Raw genomic sequence first — 15752 nt, 5'->3', positions numbered from 1 at the left:
TAAATGGGGAGATCATTATAATTAATGTCAACCTTAGACAATTAATAAATTTATTAATTATTGAGATGTTAGCAGTCAAGAAGTGACTTAATTATAGAAAAAGATATGGATTACTTTAAAATACTAGGCATTACTGAAACAGAAAATATTAGTGAGATAAATAGAGCATATGCTAATAAATTAAGAGAATTGAAGCGGAATGAATTTGAGCGAAAATTGAGTGTCACAGAGTATGAAGAAATAAGAACTGCTCATCAACAAGCTTTGAATCAGGTAAATTCTGATACTTCCGAATTAAGCATACAATCAAGTTCAGTTCAAATTAACAATAATAAAAATGAGAATACTATTGAAGAAGACTCCATAATTAAAACTATTGATAATTGGATTGATACTGATTGGTCAATAATGACTGGCACTGAGTTATGGAAATCCTTACTAAAAGATAGCGATAAATGGTCAATTTCAGACTTTCAGAGAAGACAAAAGTATATTATATACTTTCTAGATAGTTTTTATTATGTTATTTCAAATGAAGTAGCTACTTATTTAGTACACCAGATGGAAATTTCTGACAAAAACTTTGACCTTATTAATTTTAAGTATTCCCCTGATTTTGGGATAGCAAACTGGGAAAATATTGATAGTGATAAACGTGAAAAATTTTATCAAATGCGCTACTTTTTTTATTTTGAAATTTACAACTGCTCTTTGGACGTTATTCAATTACAAAATAGATATCAGGCATTGCAAGAAAATTACGATATGGAATATGAATGGATAACAAACGACGAAAACTTTAGTAATACTATTCTAATGTATTTCATTAAGTTAAAAATAGCTAATTATGAACAAACTCTTGTGTCGGATAATTATCGAAACTATTTGCATTTGGAAAGCAATCGAGTTGAAACAAAGGCGCTCCAAGATGGACTAAGCATGTTGCAAACACAACAAGGGAACACATCACCAGTCGAGAAAAATAGACAATTTTCTTTTGAAGAAGCACGGGAAACGTATAATTACTTGCCAAAATTAATTATCGAATATTTGTCGGGATTTGAGTTTTTCTATAGAAAAGAAAAATCTCGTAAAATAGTTGAAATGTGGAAAGGCTTTCCTAAAAAAAACTATAAAACACAGCCCCGATTCATTCGCAGAAAGGTAAATAGATATCTGGAAAGACACAGTATTTGGTACAAATATCGTGTCGGAATTGTTGTTATTTTCTTTTTGATACCGATACTTATCCGGGGCTGTATGTACTTAACTAAAGACGGTAATAACCGGCGAACTCTACAAGATGTGGGTAATGAACAAAAGTTATCACCAAATGCAGATACTAATAAAGAGTATCTCAGTTATGATCATGTTGAAGATAACTTTATTGATATTTTTTTTAACAAAAATACACTGGATTCTGACAAGAGCAAATTCATTAAGAAATACATGAGTAAATCTTTAACTTCTTTAGCCCAGAACTATAAATTGGATTTTGAGATTCATTACATTTCAAGTTCAATAGATGATCGTTCTGTTTATAAAGACCGGGAAACTCAATATTTTGAATATAATATTGAAGATAGAATATATATAGTTGTAATAAAAAACGAGAAAGTTATTCATGTGTATGGGCAAGGCTGGGAAGAAATGAGTCCAGAGTCGCATAGAAGAATTGCCTCTCGTATGAAGTATAGCGAAATGGTGATTATTCATAACTTTTTAGAAATTATCCAATCAACTACTAATCAGGAGGCACAAAATTCTGTGATTCCAGATTACTATTCTGAAACAATTTTAAATAATTTGAAATTCTATAAAACTGACGGAGTACAATTAATAACAGATAAGTATAAGACTTTAACGCTTCCAGATAAACGTTATGGATTTTTCATTCAGATGAGCGATGTTAAGAATGAAAGCGATATTCGAAAGTTTATTATTGTACTTAATAAGAAAAATCAAGCAGTTGAAATTTATGGGCCTTCTTTCACACCAATGCCAAAGAAATATCAAAAATTATAAAGAGTACAGTGGAAACTGTACTTTTTTTATACTGTCATAAGCGGTAAAATATCCGTAGAATAATTTAGGGGAATGAAACAATGACTTGGAAATTGTTTTATGAGTTAACGGAAATTTATACCACTCCGCTAGACGTGATGTGGTTTGTTTTTGCAATAGCATATTCAGATTATCGTTTTGGTGAATTTAATTTCTTTTATGGAATAATTGGCTTTATCTGTGTATTTTGTTTTCATTTACTCATTAATATGCATAATAATTATATGGATTATAAAAATGCCAAAGATGAAGAGGGATACAAGAAAAAAGTTAGTACAATCGGAACAAACAATATTGCTTTAAAAACTGTTCGAAATTGGATTTTAGGACTATCAATTTTGCCATTGATTGCTAGCTTATGGTTGGTTTATCAAACTAGCTGGATTACTTTAGTCATTGGAATAGTTTGTGTATTGATTGGAATTTTTTATTCTTATGGACCTAGACCTATTAATAGTCTACCAATTGCTGAAGTAACAATTGCTTTAGCAATCACTTTTTTTATTCCACTGGTTTACATCTATCTAGGAATGAGTGATCGCTCTGCCTTGACGTGGTCAGCAATCTGGAGGATTTTCATTACTGATCTTCCTAATATTTTGATTCTAATGACACTTTTACTATCGAATAACATAAGTGATTTAACTGAAGATATTAAAAATGGTCGTCATACATTAGTCTATTATCTAGGGAAAAGCAAAGCTTTAAAATTTTATGAACTAATATGGATAATCGCAGCAGTATTAGTAATTATTCTAGTTATATTTGGATTGTTACCAATAACCTCACTACTTATGGTTTTGATTTATCCTAAAATTTATCAAACTTTAAAACCATTTTTGAGTAAACAAATAAAGAAAGTTACTTATTTTTCAGCGCTTAAAGCTGTAAATTTGTTTGAGTTTTCAAGTATACTACTATTTGCAGCATTCGTACTCGTAAGTAAAATATTATAAACAAACTGAGGAATTATCATGAATTGGAAATTATTTTATGAACTAACAGAAATTTACACTTCACCGTTAGATGTAATCTGGTTTATTCTTGCAGTGTCGTATTCTTATTATCGTTTTGGTTCTTATGACTATACTTATGGAATTATTGGGTTCTTATGTGTATTTAGCTTTCACTTAATTGTTAATATGCATAATAACTATATGGACTATAAGAATGCCAAGGATGAAGATGGATACAAGAAGAATGTTTCTACTATTGGAACAAACAATGTTCCATTGAAGACGGTACGTAATTGGATTATTGGTCTTTCCATTATTCCGCTTGCTGCTAGTTTATTCCTAGTTTATAAGACTGGTTGGACGACTTTAATAGTAGGTGTAATCTGTGTAGCTATTGGATTGTTTTATTCCTTTGGCCCCAGACCAATCAATAGCTTGCCAATTGCTGAGGTGACAGTTGCATCTGCAATAGCTTTCTTTATTCCTTTAGTTTACGTGTATCTAGGTTTAAATGATCGTTCATTAATGCAGTGGTCAGTCATTGCGGAAATTCTATTAATTTGTTTGCCAAATATGTTGATTTTCTTTAGTACTTTACTAGCAAATAATACGTGTGATTTGAATGAAGATATCAAAAATGGTCGTCATACATTGGTCTATTTCTTAGGAAAAGAAAATGCTGTGTCAATGTACAAAGTAGTATGGATTTTAGCCGCAGTATTGCTACCAGTACTAGCTATTCTACATATTGTTCCTTATACAGTTGGTTTCGTTGTCTTGATGTATCCACTAGCGTATAAGACCATTTCGCCATATTTAAAAAAGCAAGTCAAAAAAGAGACTTACTTCTCAGCGTTAAAAGGGGTTAATGTAGTAATTATCCCAAGCATTATTCTATTTATGATTGGTGTCTTGATTCATTTTTAATTAATTGTGAAATCTGTTGGAATTTTTATTTCAATGGATTTTTTTTGTTGTGAAAAAGGTTCAACATATTCCATTCGATAAGCCATCAACATTAACTTGGAGCTGGTTGAATTGGGATTATACAAAGAATCACCGACAATTGGCCAGTTAAGATGCGATAAGTGGACTCGAATTTGATGAGTCCTTCCTGTTAAAAGATTTATGTCTAATAAGGCTTGAGAGTCATTTTCTTTAATGACAGAAAATTTTGTAATCGATTCTAGACCATATGAAGAGACAATTCGTTTTCGTGGGTCAGTTGGGTCTTGAGCAATTGGAAGGTCGATAATTTTAGTATCGGGAATATCATTAATCAAGTCGACCATAGCATAGTAATGACGTTGAAAGGTTTTTTTAGTGAGTTGCTGATTCATAATTGGAACGACATAAGGATTCTTAGCAATCATCATCAAGCCAGAAGTTAACATATCCAGACGATGAATCATATAAGCATGGTGATGAGTTCTTTGAAGATAAAACTCTACATCATTCATGGCAGTATTATTTTCTTGTGGTTCATTAGGATGACTTTTCTGCCCACTTGGTTTGTTAATGATTATTATTGATTCGTCTTCAAAGACAACTACTGGAACATGTGTAGAAGTTAAATAGTTTTGGTTGGATCGAATCGGTAGATCAGAAAAATCAATCGATATTTTATCTCCCGTTTGAATTTCGTAGTTAAAGGGTTGATAAATATCGTTAATTAATATTTGATGATTAATCCGTAAGAAATGCTGCCATTTCTTGGGAATTAACCATTGTTTCAATAATTCACGGATAGTTTGAGGTTCATTTTCAGGATAAATAATAGTTTTTTTCATAATATTTTCTAAGAGTTAGCTAAACTTTTAATCTTTCATTGATGATTGTGATAAAATCTTTTACAACCGAGGTAAACTATGAAGAATTTCTTTGCAAAAATTGCTGAAATTTGTAGGCCATTTTTTGAGAGTTTCGATAATGGCTTCCGTCGTGCTTGGAAGAGATACCAAATGACACGTTGGATTATCCTAATTTTAGCATCTATTTTTTTAATTTTAAGTAGTTATTTCACATTCCGTGCCAAAACAGCTAACGTGGGTGACTTGAAATCACAATTGCAAACTACCACAACAGTTATTGATTCTAAAGGAAAAAATGCCGGTAGCTTGTATTCACAAAAAGGAACTTTTGTGGATATTAATAAGATTTCGCCGAACCTACAAAACGCTGTAACTGCCACCGAAGATCGTTCTTTTTGGACTAATCCAGGATTTAGTATTACTGGATATGCCCGTGCTGCCGTGAATTTAGTAATCAATCGAGGACAGATTAGTGGTGGGGGAAGTACGATTACTCAACAGTTGGCGAAGAATGCCTTACTTTCTCAAAAGCAAACTTTCATGCGAAAAGCTGCCGAGTTCTTCATGGCGGTGCAAATTAATAAAACATATGCTAAAAAAGATATCTTGGCAATGTACTTGAACAATGCTTATTTTGGTAATGGTGTTTGGGGTGTTGAAGATGCTTCAATGAAGTATTTTGGAATTCATGCTAGTCAATTAAATACTGCTCAAAGTGCATCTCTAGCGGCAATATTGAAGGACCCTAGTGGATATAATCCGATTGACAATCCTAAGAATGCTGTTGCTAGACGAAACTTAATTTTAGATTTAATGGTGCAAGATAAGAAAATTAGTAAGCAAGAAGCAGCCAGTTCTAAGACACAGGCTTTGAACTTAAAAGATAATTACACTACTTCTGATCGTTATAAATATCCATATTACTATGATGCTGTAATTGATGAAGCTATCAATAAATATGGTCTTAAAGAAGAAGATATTCTAAATAAAGGTTATCGAATTTATACGACCTTGAATCAAGACTATCAAGAGCAAATGCAAAAAACGTTTGAAAAGAATTGGTTATTTCCTCAAGCGGCTAGTGATGGGACAATTCCACAAGCGGCCTCAATTGCTGTTAACCCACAATCAGGTGGTGTTGAGGCGGTTGTCGGTGGCCGTGGAGAACACGTCTTCCGTGGATTAAATCGAGCTACACAGATTAAGCGTCAACCAGGTTCAGCAATTAAACCACTAGCTGTTTATACACCAGCAATTGAGAGTGGCTATCGCTATGATTCGGCTCTCCCTAATCAAATTCAAAGTTTTGGCAAGAACAACTATACACCACACAATGCCGATAATTATTACAGTAATACGATGCCAATGTATCAAGCTTTATCCAGAAGTGAGAACGTTCCGGCGGTTGCTTTATTGGATAAGATTGGTGTCAAAAAAGGTGTTGCTTCAGTTGAGAACTTTGGGATTAACGTCCATAAAGATGATCAAAATCTAGCCTTAGCCTTAGGTGGATTAGAAACCGGGGTTTCGCCACTCCAAATGGCCCAGGCTTATACGGCTTTTGCTAATGATGGTAAATTAGCGACGGCACATTTCATTACTAAGATTACCGATGTGAATGGTAATGTGATTGTCGATAATACTCAAACTAATAAACAAATCATTAGTTCTCAAACAGCTAAGACAATGACTAGTATGATGCTAGGAGTCTTTAACTACGGAACTGGTGCAACTGCTAAGCCAATTGGCTATCAAGTTGCTGGTAAAACCGGAAGTACTGAAGTTAATAAAGAATGGGGCCAAGGTAGTGGAACTAAAGACCAATGGGTAATTGGGTACACAACTGATGTCGTCGTCGCTACTTGGATGGGATTTGATAAGACCGATGCTAATCACTATATGTCAGGATACAGTGAGAGTGAACTAGGTGCGGTCTATCGAAATGAGATGCAAAACATCTTACCTTATACCTCTAAAACTGATTTCGAAGAAGAAGATGCCGCTCAGATGGATAAGAATAATATTACTAAATCAAATAAATCTGATAATTGGATGGATAATGTTCAAGATAATTTCAATTATATTAAAGATAGTGCGATTAAATGGTATAATTCGGTTATGAATCTATTTTAACAAGGAGATATTATGGTTAACATTTATGATACAGCCAACCAAATGGCTACAGAATTGGCAGAAGTTGAACAAGTCAAAGAATTGAGTGCCGTATTTGAAAAATTAAGAGCTGACCAAAAAGCTTATGACGTTTTCAATGAAGTACAAAACTTACAATTTGAACTTCAACAAAAACAAGCTTCAGGTGAAGAAATCACTGAAGAAGATATCAAAAAAATGCAAGGTTACACTGAAGAATTTGGTAAATACCCAGTAATTAACGAATTGATGGAATCTGAGAAGAAAATCAATGACTTAATTAATGAATTAAACCAAATCATCACCAAACCAATTGCTGAAATTTACCAAGGTAAATAAATTAAAGACTTCCAAGGGAGGTCTTTTTTTGTTGATAAAAAAGTAAGGTATAATGTTTATAAAGATAAATTTAGGAGACATTTATGAAGTTCATTCATGCAGCTGACACTCACTTGGGACATTTATTTCAAGGAGTAAAAAGAATTTCGACAGATTTACAAGAAGAATTTAAAGAATCAACATTCAATGCTTTTGAAGTTGTTATTCAAACCGCAATCGAGCAACAGGTCGATTTTTTAGTGTTGGCTGGTGATGAATATGACCGTCATAAAAGAAGTCTTAAAGAACAAAATTTCTTACGTGAACAGTTTTTGAAATTACAAGAACATGAGATTGATGTCTTCATAATCTATGGTAATCATGATTATTTAGTTGAAGAATCGACTTTTATTGAATTCCCCGAGAACGTCCATGTCTTTGGTGAGAATGTTTCGACAGTTGACTTACAAACTAAAGCGGGTGAAAAAGTTGCCGTTTCTGGATTCAGTTATAAACAGCAACATGTTTTCAAAGATTACGTAACTGATTTTCCAAGTAAAATAAGCGATCAAGATTATCATATCGGGATGTATCATGGAATGCCTGGAACTCTAAGCAAAGACTACGCACCATTTGATATTCAAGAAATGATTACCAAAGGATACGATTATTGGGCCCTTGGTCATATTCACGATGCTGGAATAATTAATCAAAATCCACCGATTGTGTATTCAGGTGACATTCAAGGACTTAATCGAACCGAGACTGGTGAAAAAGGTTTTTATCTAGTGGAAATGAAGGATGGAAAAACCACTCAAGAGTTCATTTCATCGCAGATTTTTATTTGGGATGAAATTAACGCCATGATGGAACCAGGATTTACGATTGATGATATTAAGAATGCTGTAGTACAAGCAGCCGAAGAATTGAAACCAAATACCTTGATTTCTATTAATCTTGATAATGTCCAATGCTTGGCAAATGAAGTTCAAAATCAGATTGAAGATGGTGAATTTTTGCCATACATTCAAACCTATTTAAATAATCAACAAATATATGCTTACAAGGTTAAGACAATTTATCGCAATGAAACTTTGTTTGAAGATATGGATGAATCTTATTGGGATGAAGCCAGAAAAGATATTTTCACTCGTGAAAAAATTATTGGCTTAGATAAGAAGATAATGTCACTTGATTTCATCAAGGAACATGTTGATGAGGATAACTATATTGATGAAATAGTTCAAAAAAGTTACGGAGTTTTAAATCATAAGAGAAAGGATAACTAAGTTTATGTATGTCAAAAAAGCCAATATATTTGGGTTTGGTAAATTAATAGATACAAGTTTTGATTTTCATAAAGATTATCAAGTTATTCGTGGACTCAATGAGTCAGGAAAGACAACGCTACTTTCGTTCATTAAGTCAATTCTTTTTGGTTTTTCAACTGCTTCGGGAAAGAATAAATACGACCAATATATTCCTAAAAATGCCAGTCAATATGGCGGCGAACTGGTCATTATCAATAATGATGATGAATGGTTAATCCGTCGAACTAAAGGAAAAAAAGGTGGGGATGGCACACTTTTTAAAAACAACGTTGAGTTACCTGAAAGTGAATTGGCTGAGTTATTAAAAACCGTTGATAAATCAATGTATGAGAGTGTTTATGATTTAAATCAAAGCAACATTGGTAAGGCCGGAGAATTAGATCGTCAAGATTTGATTACTGAGGTTCTGACAGTCGGTGCGATTGGTGGGACTTCTTGGCTAGAATTAATGAAAGATATTGAAAAAGATAGTGGTAACATCTATCGACCAAGTGCGAATGCTAAGAAGCCTTTAAATCAAGAATTAAAAGCATATCAAGAATTACTTGATACTCAAAAAAATTATCAAAATCAAAAAGCTGATTTTGATCAGAAAAATTCAGAATTACAACAACAAAATGATGAACTTTCTAAATTAAATCAACAGCGAGATCAACTGAACAAAACGATTGCAACTCAAAAGAGTTTCTTAGCCAAAAAAGACCAGTATGAAGAATACTTGAACCTATCTGACATTGGTCAACAACCAAGAATTAGTAATGATGATTGGGATCATTTCAATAGTACTGAACAGCAAATCCAAGCACTTGATGCCAATATAAAACAATTGCAGAATCAAACTAGTGACTTAAGTGAAGCAGATCAACGAGTTTTAGCAAATTACGAAAACAATCATGAAGCCATCAAACAGTTGACGAATAATCTCGATGAAGTTAATCGCGATATGTACAGTCTTGAGCAGTTAAAAGGACAAATAGAGCAAGATCAAAAAGAAAAAGAGCGACTACTTTCTAGTGACTACAAGCTTACTGAAGCAATGACACCTTTGTCTAAGGAAGAATTACAAGCTGTTAATCAAACTGATACGAAGAAAAACTTATACTGGATGGTTCTAGGAGTAGGAATTTTTATTGTGTTACTTCTAGCGCTTCCGGGTAGTCTGAAAATTGTCTCAGCTATTGGAATTCTGATTGCTGGTTGGTTTTTATATCAACATTTGTCGACCAACAATCATCAAGACAACAATATCTTCGCCCAACACAACTACGGTAAAATGACAGTTGAAGAAGCTTTGATTTTGCAGCCCTCAATCATTCAAATTCAAAATTTAAATGATGAAATTAAGCAATTAACTCAAAAGATTAGTGCAATTTCTCAAGAAATTGAATTGTGGCAGAATCAAATTAGTTCATTGAATATCGTTGCTTCACCAACAGTAAAAAACGTTACAAAGTATTTAGAAGAAGTTAATTATTTATCAAAGAAGCAGACTGATCTGCGTCAAACTGATTTACAAAAAAGCACTCAAGTTAATGAACTATCACAACAGTTATTAAACTTGAAGCAACAACAAAACGAGTTAATGCAAAAGTATCAAATTTTTGATACTGAGAAGTTTATTAATAAGCGTCAAACAGATATTCAATTACAAGACCAGTCGAAACGTAAAGAAGTATTAATTGAAGCATTAACTGATGACTTGATAAATAGACTAAAAGATAATCCAGCAGAGTTCGATGAAGTTAAAACACAATTAGAGCAAAATGTTGTAGAACTAAGTCGAATTGAAACTGACATTAACCAACTTACTCAACAACTAGCTGCTTCAAAAGTAGCCCTCGGGAATTTAGCTAATGATGAAGACTACTTACGCTTAGAACAAGATTTAGCTGAACAAAAAGACAAAATCATTGAATTATACGACGCTTGGGTCGCCGATGAATTAGCTGTTTCGTGGATTTATGAGACATTAAATTTAGCAACTAAGAATCGTTTTCCTAAGATGTTGGAACGTTCAAAGAAGTACTTTAATATTTTGACGGATAATCATTACACTGATATCATTCCAGGAGATAAGAATATTGAAGTTCAAAGCTCTGACCAGCAAAAATATGAATTGATGGAATTATCAACTGGAACAATTGCCCAATTATATATTTCCTTAAGATGTGCCTTTGTTATGGAAATATCAGACATTGTTTCATTACCAATTTTGATTGATGATGCTTTTAGTGATTTTGATAAAAAAAGATACGAAAATGCCTTAGAATTAATCAAAGAAATGAGCACTGAAAATCAAATTTTTTATGTAACGACCAATAATAGTTCTGTTGATTATTTTGAAAAGGACCATGTAATAGATTTAGGAGGGTATGATGACCAAAAAATTAGTTGATTTTAAAGTGAACGATACAATTGACTTGAATGTTCTCATTAAGCAATCTGACTTACGAACTGCTAAGAATGGGAAAAATTTTTTATCACTAGTGTTTGAAGATGCTAGTGGAACGATTTCTGGTAAATACTGGGATGCTAAAGAAAGTGACGCCACAGACTTTGGAGTGGGAAAGATTGTTCATTTAGTTGGGAAGAAAGAACTCTATCAAACAACTCCTCAAGTAAGAATTTCTAGCTTAGAAACAGTCGACGAAAGTACGGTTGATAAAAACCAGTTTGTTAAAACCGCACCTATGACTCAAGAACAAATGGAAAAAGAATTCAATGAAGTCTTTTTTGAAATAACTAACCCTGTTTGGAATCGGGTGGTTCGTAATCTGGTTCAACGTCATCAAGACAAGTTCTTTAGTCATCCTGCTGCTAAGAGCAATCATCATGATTTCGAAGGGGGATTGGCTTATCATACGTTGAGTATGGTTAGATTGGCAAAGAGCATTGCTGAATTGTACCCTCAAGTTAATAAAGAATTACTTCTTGCAGGTACAATTATTCATGACTTTGGAAAGACTGTAGAGTTGTCAGGATCAATTGGAACCGAATATACGCTTGAAGGGAACTTGCTAGGACATATTGTCATTATTGATGAAGAAATTGTTCTAATAGCCAAAGACTTAGGAATTGAAGAAGATGATGAATCTCTCTTGTTATTAAGACATATGGTCTTGTCACATCACGGACTACTAGAATATGGTTCACCTCAACGTCCTAAGCTACTAGAAGCGGAAGTGTTACATAACATTGATGAGATGGACGCTTCAATTAATATGATCAGTAAAGCATTAGACACGACGGAAAAAGGACACTTTTCAGAGAAAGTCTTCGGACTTGATAATCGTAGTTTTTATAAATACTAATTTAACTAAATAAAAAAACCGACAATTATGTCGGTTTTTTTTATTTGTCTGCATTCAAATCAATTGTGTACTGCATATGAACTTTAGAAGGGTCTAAATAACTTTCTGTATACTCAACAATCCTACCAGAGCTATCAGTGCTGGAGTATTGAACATAGTAAAGAACTGTGCCAGTGTCGACTTCTAATAAGTTTGCTTCTCGTTCAAGAGCAGGAATAGCTTGGACATTTTGAAAAATTTGAGTGGGTTGATGATTACACGAACCCATATAATCATATAGTCCAACTTGCTTAAAGTTGATATCCTCTGCATCAATAAACAAGTCGTAAGGTAAGTAATTATATTCAATAGCAAAAGGAGAACTATCATTTAATCTTAATCGATGAAGTCCAAAAATTTTATCAGTTACATTGAGATTGAGTTTTTGTTGAAAAAAGGAGGTAGTTAAAAATACCTCGCTACCTAGAACTTTATTGGTAAGTTTGATGCCTGTCTGGCTCAATAACTTAGTCATTCCAGCATTGGTGTTTTCATCGTTAAAAGCTAAATCAAAATAGAACTTGTCACCAAGATTTTTCGATTGAACAAAGGTGCCACTACCTTGTTTTCTAATTAAGAAGCCACGTTTAACCAGAGCATCTATAGCTCTTTTGACAGTCATACGATTGACACCATATGTTTCAGCAAGTTGACGCTCACTGGAAATTTTTTCACCAGGTAAAAACTCATTTGTGGTTATTTTTTGAGCTAATAGATTTTCAATTTGAATATACAAAGGTGCTTCATATGGACTATTCATTAAAACTCATCTCTTTCGTCTTCAATTCATTGTTTCGCTGAGTAATAAGCGCAGATTCTACCACTTTATTAGATACCAGATGCAAGAAAAAGTCTGAATTCTCAGAAATAAATAGAGAATCACGTACCAAGATAGATTGAGCAGTAGGAATTTCTAATTGTGTAGCAATTTCAGAACTAGCTTTTACAATTGAAATTTTTTGTAATTCTTTAACAAATGGATGATTGTATTTTTTACTAATTTCTTTTAGGGCTGAAGCGTTATTTAAGCGCCATATGTCATCCGTCAACGCGTTTTCCGGTATAAGGACTTCATCAACAGAATAAGGATGGCCATCTTCTTCGTATCGAATATAAATAATCTTTTTTAGTTTAGTTCCTAAAGGTTGCTGGATTTCTCGGGATAGTGTTTTATCAGCTTCAAGTCTAGAGACTTTCAATACTTTATTATTTAAATACTCATTTGGTTCTATATCGTTTGCCTCTAAAGTATCGTAATCGATTTTAGGATCATTCAAAATATAGTTTTTATCATTAAGGGTAATTATTCCTTTATTGATCAATATATACAAGGCTTTACGTATGGTGTTTCTTGAAGTCTGATACTCATCTGATAGATTTCTTTCGGAAGAAATGATATTAGCAAAATTTTCATTTCCTGAGAGAATTCGAAACTCTAAATCTTTGGCAATTTGCTCATCTTTTTTTATTAAACTCACGGTTCTTCTCCTAAAAATTGAAATGTTATTTAACTATACCAAGTAAATTTTAATGCTGGTATCGATACTTATAAAAGTGGATGAACCACTAATCCAGTTTGCTCTTTGGTTATATTATCTACTTTGATAGTTGATTTGTCAATGGTTTAGTATAACGTTTTTCTTAAAGTAAGCGTTTACAAATTGTTATTACATTGGTATACTAAATTTGTAAATTGGAATATATATAGAACCTTTTTATTGATAAGCGGAAAGGAGAATGCGGATGAAAATGCAAGATTATGTCAAATATTCACCAAAACAATTACAAAAAAATATTCAAGCAAACCCAGTTCTTACTGAGAAATTAGATTCAATTTATCAAGAATCTAATGCACAGTATGTAACGTTTGTAGCTTCTGGATCTTCGTATAATTCTGCCAAAATGGTAGTTCCTATAGCTCAAAAATTATTGAACAAGCCGGTGTTTTTACAGACTCCAGAAGCTGTTTTAGAAAATGGGATTTTTGATCAAAATGATAATTTTGTGATCGTCATATCTCAAAGTGGTTCCTCAACTAATATCATTCAATGCTTGAAGTATTTGCAAGAAAAAAAGATACAAGAAGTTTCGCTGACTGGAAATGTTGAAAGTCCGATGGCTAAGTATTCTACAGAGATAATTGATTATCAAACTGGTAATGAATATGTTGATTTTGTGACTGTTGGTGTGACGACGCTTGTATTATTTTTAGAACTCTTTGCAATTAATTCTTCTGGACTAAGTTTCCAGAAAAAACAAGAGCTAATTCAAAGAATTGGTGAATCAATTAATAGTCAAGATAATGTTTTGAAGCAAGTTGATCAATTTATCGATGTTAATCGATATGCTTTATCACAAGATTTACCAACCTTTTTCGTAGGGAATGGCGTTAATAACGGGATTGCAAAAGAAGCGGCTTTAAAATTTCAAGAAACTTTAAAACGACCTGCTATGTACTACGAGTTGGAAGAATTCTTACATGGACCAGATATGCAATTAAATCCAAACTATACAGTGTTTCTATTAGATGACTTCAATCATTTAGGAAGATTTGATGAAGTCTATCGAACTCTCAAAATAATTACTAAGAATGTATTTTTGATAACTGATAATCATGAATACCAAACTGATTCTTCCGTTATAGTAGTTCCCAAAATTAATCAAGAACTTAGTTGCCCATTTCTATTCTTACCACCAATTCAGCTGATCGCATCAGTTATGACTGATGAGTTGAACCATTGGAGTAATCATAAATACTTTGATGACTTTGATAAAAAAGTGTCTATCAAAAGTGCCGATTATCAAGAAGAATTGAAACAAATTAAACATAAATGGGAAAAGGGTGATGAAAAATGACACAAGTAGTAATAGCAACACATGGTTACTTAGCTGATGGGCTAAAAAAGTCTTTTGAATTCATTATGGGAGAAAAAAATAATTTAACAGCGATTAGTGCTTATACTCCTGATTGCCCAAACTTTACATATGTTTATCAGGAATTTATTGATGATCACGTAAATGAAGAAATTATTTTTATCACAGATATATATGGTGGAAGTGTAAATAATGAATTAATGCAGGCAATGACGGACAATAACAAAATTCATTTGATATGTGGAGCCAATCTGCCACTCTTGCTGCAGCTATTCATTAATCTAGATTCACTTGATATCGAGAATACAATTACGGATGCGATTAAGGCTGGTCAAGAAGGAGTGAAACATTGCCAAAGAATTGATGTTCCAAATGAAACTTCAGCAAATGATTTTGATTCATTTTAGGAGGTGATTCAAATGATAAAAATGATACGTGTCGACTATCGATTATTACATGGACAAGTTGCGTTTTCTTGGACACAACAACTAGGGGCAGATGCATTGCTACTAGTTAGTGATACTTTAAAAAGTGATCCTTTGAGATTGGAGGCCTTGAAGTTAGCAAAGCCTGAAGGAACAAAAGTAGTCATTAAGAACACTGATGAGGCAATTGAAGTATTAAATAGTGGCGTGACTGATAAATATAAACTCTTTATCATCTGCGAGACTGTACAAATAGCTGCCAAGATTACCGAAATAACCGGTGTTAAGTCAATTAATATTGGAAACATTGCTTATTCAGCAGAGAAGAAACAAGTAAGTAAAAGTGTTTTCTTAGATCATGAGGATGCTGAATTAATAAGAAGTATGTTGGATCAAGGATATGATTTGTTTTTACAAATGGTTCCAACAGAAAACAAAATTGATGCACGCTCAGTTGTGAAAGGAGTTTAAA

Annotated in this window: 14 protein-coding genes; 11 read left to right on the top strand and 3 right to left on the bottom strand. The window is 32.9% G+C overall.

Features of this window, described 5'->3' with window-relative positions:
* Positions 1-105 precede the first annotated feature (105 nt).
* The 3 genes from Q2T76_RS06150 to Q2T76_RS06140 all read left to right on the top strand — a co-directional run bounded on the left by Q2T76_RS06150 (position 106) and on the right by Q2T76_RS06140 (position 3947).
* On the top strand, positions 106-2025 hold the full coding sequence (locus Q2T76_RS06150) for a hypothetical protein (RefSeq protein WP_302084656.1): 1920 nt from the start codon (positions 106-108) through the stop codon (positions 2023-2025).
* Between the two features lie 80 nt (positions 2026-2105).
* Positions 2106-3020 carry a prenyltransferase gene (locus Q2T76_RS06145; RefSeq protein ID WP_302084655.1) on the top strand — a complete coding sequence of 305 codons (915 nt, stop codon included), beginning with the start codon at positions 2106-2108 and terminating at the stop codon, positions 3018-3020.
* An 18-nt stretch (positions 3021-3038) separates the two neighbouring features.
* Positions 3039-3947, top strand: coding sequence for a prenyltransferase (locus tag Q2T76_RS06140; RefSeq protein ID WP_302084654.1), 909 nt, complete (start codon positions 3039-3041; stop codon positions 3945-3947).
* On the opposite strand, the gene Q2T76_RS06135 is transcribed toward Q2T76_RS06140, so the two are convergent.
* Positions 3944-4810, bottom strand: a complete 867-nt coding sequence (locus Q2T76_RS06135) for an RluA family pseudouridine synthase (protein WP_302084653.1) — start codon at positions 4808-4810, stop codon at positions 3944-3946. The two genes, Q2T76_RS06140 and Q2T76_RS06135, sit on opposite strands and share 4 nt — an antisense overlap.
* Before the next feature lie 78 nt (positions 4811-4888).
* Here Q2T76_RS06135 and Q2T76_RS06130 point away from each other — a divergent pair, with 78 nt between their 5' ends.
* The 5 genes from Q2T76_RS06130 to Q2T76_RS06110 all read left to right on the top strand — a co-directional run bounded on the left by Q2T76_RS06130 (position 4889) and on the right by Q2T76_RS06110 (position 11942).
* Entirely contained in the window at positions 4889-6964 is a 2076-nt protein-coding gene (locus Q2T76_RS06130) for a PBP1A family penicillin-binding protein (RefSeq protein ID WP_302084652.1), read from the top strand.
* A 12-nt stretch (positions 6965-6976) separates the two neighbouring features.
* The gene (locus Q2T76_RS06125) at positions 6977-7321 is read left to right on the top strand and encodes a YlbF family regulator (protein WP_302084651.1); all 345 of its coding nucleotides are present in this window, start codon (positions 6977-6979) and stop codon (positions 7319-7321) included.
* An 83-nt stretch (positions 7322-7404) separates the two neighbouring features.
* Positions 7405-8589: a DNA repair exonuclease gene (locus Q2T76_RS06120; protein ID WP_302084650.1), complete on the top strand. Its 1185-nt coding sequence runs from the start codon at positions 7405-7407 to the stop codon at positions 8587-8589.
* Between the two features lie 4 nt (positions 8590-8593).
* A complete protein-coding gene (locus Q2T76_RS06115) occupies positions 8594-11026 on the top strand; it encodes an AAA family ATPase (protein ID WP_302084649.1) in 2433 nt (810 codons plus the stop codon).
* Positions 11007-11942, top strand: a complete 936-nt coding sequence (locus Q2T76_RS06110; protein WP_302084648.1) for a 3'-5' exoribonuclease YhaM family protein — start codon at positions 11007-11009, stop codon at positions 11940-11942. Before Q2T76_RS06115 ends, Q2T76_RS06110 begins: the two co-directional genes overlap by 20 nt.
* Positions 11943-11982: 40 nt before the next feature.
* Here Q2T76_RS06110 and Q2T76_RS06105 read toward each other — a convergent pair whose 3' ends face one another.
* Together Q2T76_RS06105 and Q2T76_RS06100 are read right to left on the bottom strand one after the other, a co-directional pair.
* A complete protein-coding gene (locus Q2T76_RS06105) occupies positions 11983-12741 on the bottom strand; it encodes a GntR family transcriptional regulator (RefSeq protein ID WP_302084647.1) in 759 nt (252 codons plus the stop codon).
* A complete protein-coding gene (locus tag Q2T76_RS06100) occupies positions 12734-13459 on the bottom strand; it encodes a GntR family transcriptional regulator (RefSeq protein ID WP_302084646.1) in 726 nt (241 codons plus the stop codon). The genes Q2T76_RS06105 and Q2T76_RS06100 overlap by 8 nt, the downstream gene beginning before the upstream one ends.
* 265 nt (positions 13460-13724) lie before the next feature.
* Here Q2T76_RS06100 and Q2T76_RS06095 point away from each other — a divergent pair, with 265 nt between their 5' ends.
* The 3 genes from Q2T76_RS06095 to Q2T76_RS06085 are packed head-to-tail and all read left to right on the top strand — an operon-like array spanning position 13725 to position 15751.
* Positions 13725-14837, top strand: coding sequence for an SIS domain-containing protein (locus Q2T76_RS06095; protein WP_302084645.1), 1113 nt, complete (start codon positions 13725-13727; stop codon positions 14835-14837).
* Positions 14834-15262, top strand: a complete 429-nt coding sequence (locus Q2T76_RS06090) for a PTS sugar transporter subunit IIA (protein ID WP_302084644.1) — start codon at positions 14834-14836, stop codon at positions 15260-15262. Before Q2T76_RS06095 ends, Q2T76_RS06090 begins: the two co-directional genes overlap by 4 nt.
* 12 nt (positions 15263-15274) lie before the next feature.
* Positions 15275-15751, top strand: coding sequence for a PTS sugar transporter subunit IIB (locus Q2T76_RS06085; RefSeq protein ID WP_302084643.1), 477 nt, complete (start codon positions 15275-15277; stop codon positions 15749-15751).
* Position 15752: the final 1 nt, after the last annotated feature.

This window comes from Lactobacillus sp. YT155 (genome assembly GCF_030504545.1).
Classification (GTDB): Bacteria; Bacillota; Bacilli; order Lactobacillales; family Lactobacillaceae; genus BQUT01.
The sequence above is the reverse complement of the archived record's forward strand: the minus strand, read 5'-3'. Positions and strand labels throughout refer to the sequence as shown.

What these genes read in the sequence shown, in the direction of transcription:
- Q2T76_RS06095 (WP_302084645.1), top strand. Translation starts at nt 13,725, where the DNA reads ATGAAAATGCAAGATTATGTCAAATATTCACCAAAACAATTACAAAAA.
- Q2T76_RS06140 (WP_302084654.1), top strand. Translation starts at nt 3,039, where the DNA reads ATGAATTGGAAATTATTTTATGAACTAACAGAAATTTACACTTCACCG.
- Q2T76_RS06145 (WP_302084655.1), top strand. Translation starts at nt 2,106, where the DNA reads ATGACTTGGAAATTGTTTTATGAGTTAACGGAAATTTATACCACTCCG.
- Q2T76_RS06150 (WP_302084656.1), top strand. Translation starts at nt 106, where the DNA reads ATGGATTACTTTAAAATACTAGGCATTACTGAAACAGAAAATATTAGT.
- Q2T76_RS06125 (WP_302084651.1), top strand. Translation starts at nt 6,977, where the DNA reads ATGGTTAACATTTATGATACAGCCAACCAAATGGCTACAGAATTGGCA.
- Q2T76_RS06105 (WP_302084647.1), bottom strand. Translation starts at nt 12,741, where the DNA reads ATGAATAGTCCATATGAAGCACCTTTGTATATTCAAATTGAAAATCTA.
- Q2T76_RS06110 (WP_302084648.1), top strand. Translation starts at nt 11,007, where the DNA reads ATGACCAAAAAATTAGTTGATTTTAAAGTGAACGATACAATTGACTTG.
- Q2T76_RS06115 (WP_302084649.1), top strand. Translation starts at nt 8,594, where the DNA reads ATGTATGTCAAAAAAGCCAATATATTTGGGTTTGGTAAATTAATAGAT.
- Q2T76_RS06085 (WP_302084643.1), top strand. Translation starts at nt 15,275, where the DNA reads ATGATAAAAATGATACGTGTCGACTATCGATTATTACATGGACAAGTT.
- Q2T76_RS06130 (WP_302084652.1), top strand. Translation starts at nt 4,889, where the DNA reads ATGAAGAATTTCTTTGCAAAAATTGCTGAAATTTGTAGGCCATTTTTT.
- Q2T76_RS06120 (WP_302084650.1), top strand. Translation starts at nt 7,405, where the DNA reads ATGAAGTTCATTCATGCAGCTGACACTCACTTGGGACATTTATTTCAA.
- Q2T76_RS06090 (WP_302084644.1), top strand. Translation starts at nt 14,834, where the DNA reads ATGACACAAGTAGTAATAGCAACACATGGTTACTTAGCTGATGGGCTA.
- Q2T76_RS06135 (WP_302084653.1), bottom strand. Translation starts at nt 4,810, where the DNA reads ATGAAAAAAACTATTATTTATCCTGAAAATGAACCTCAAACTATCCGT.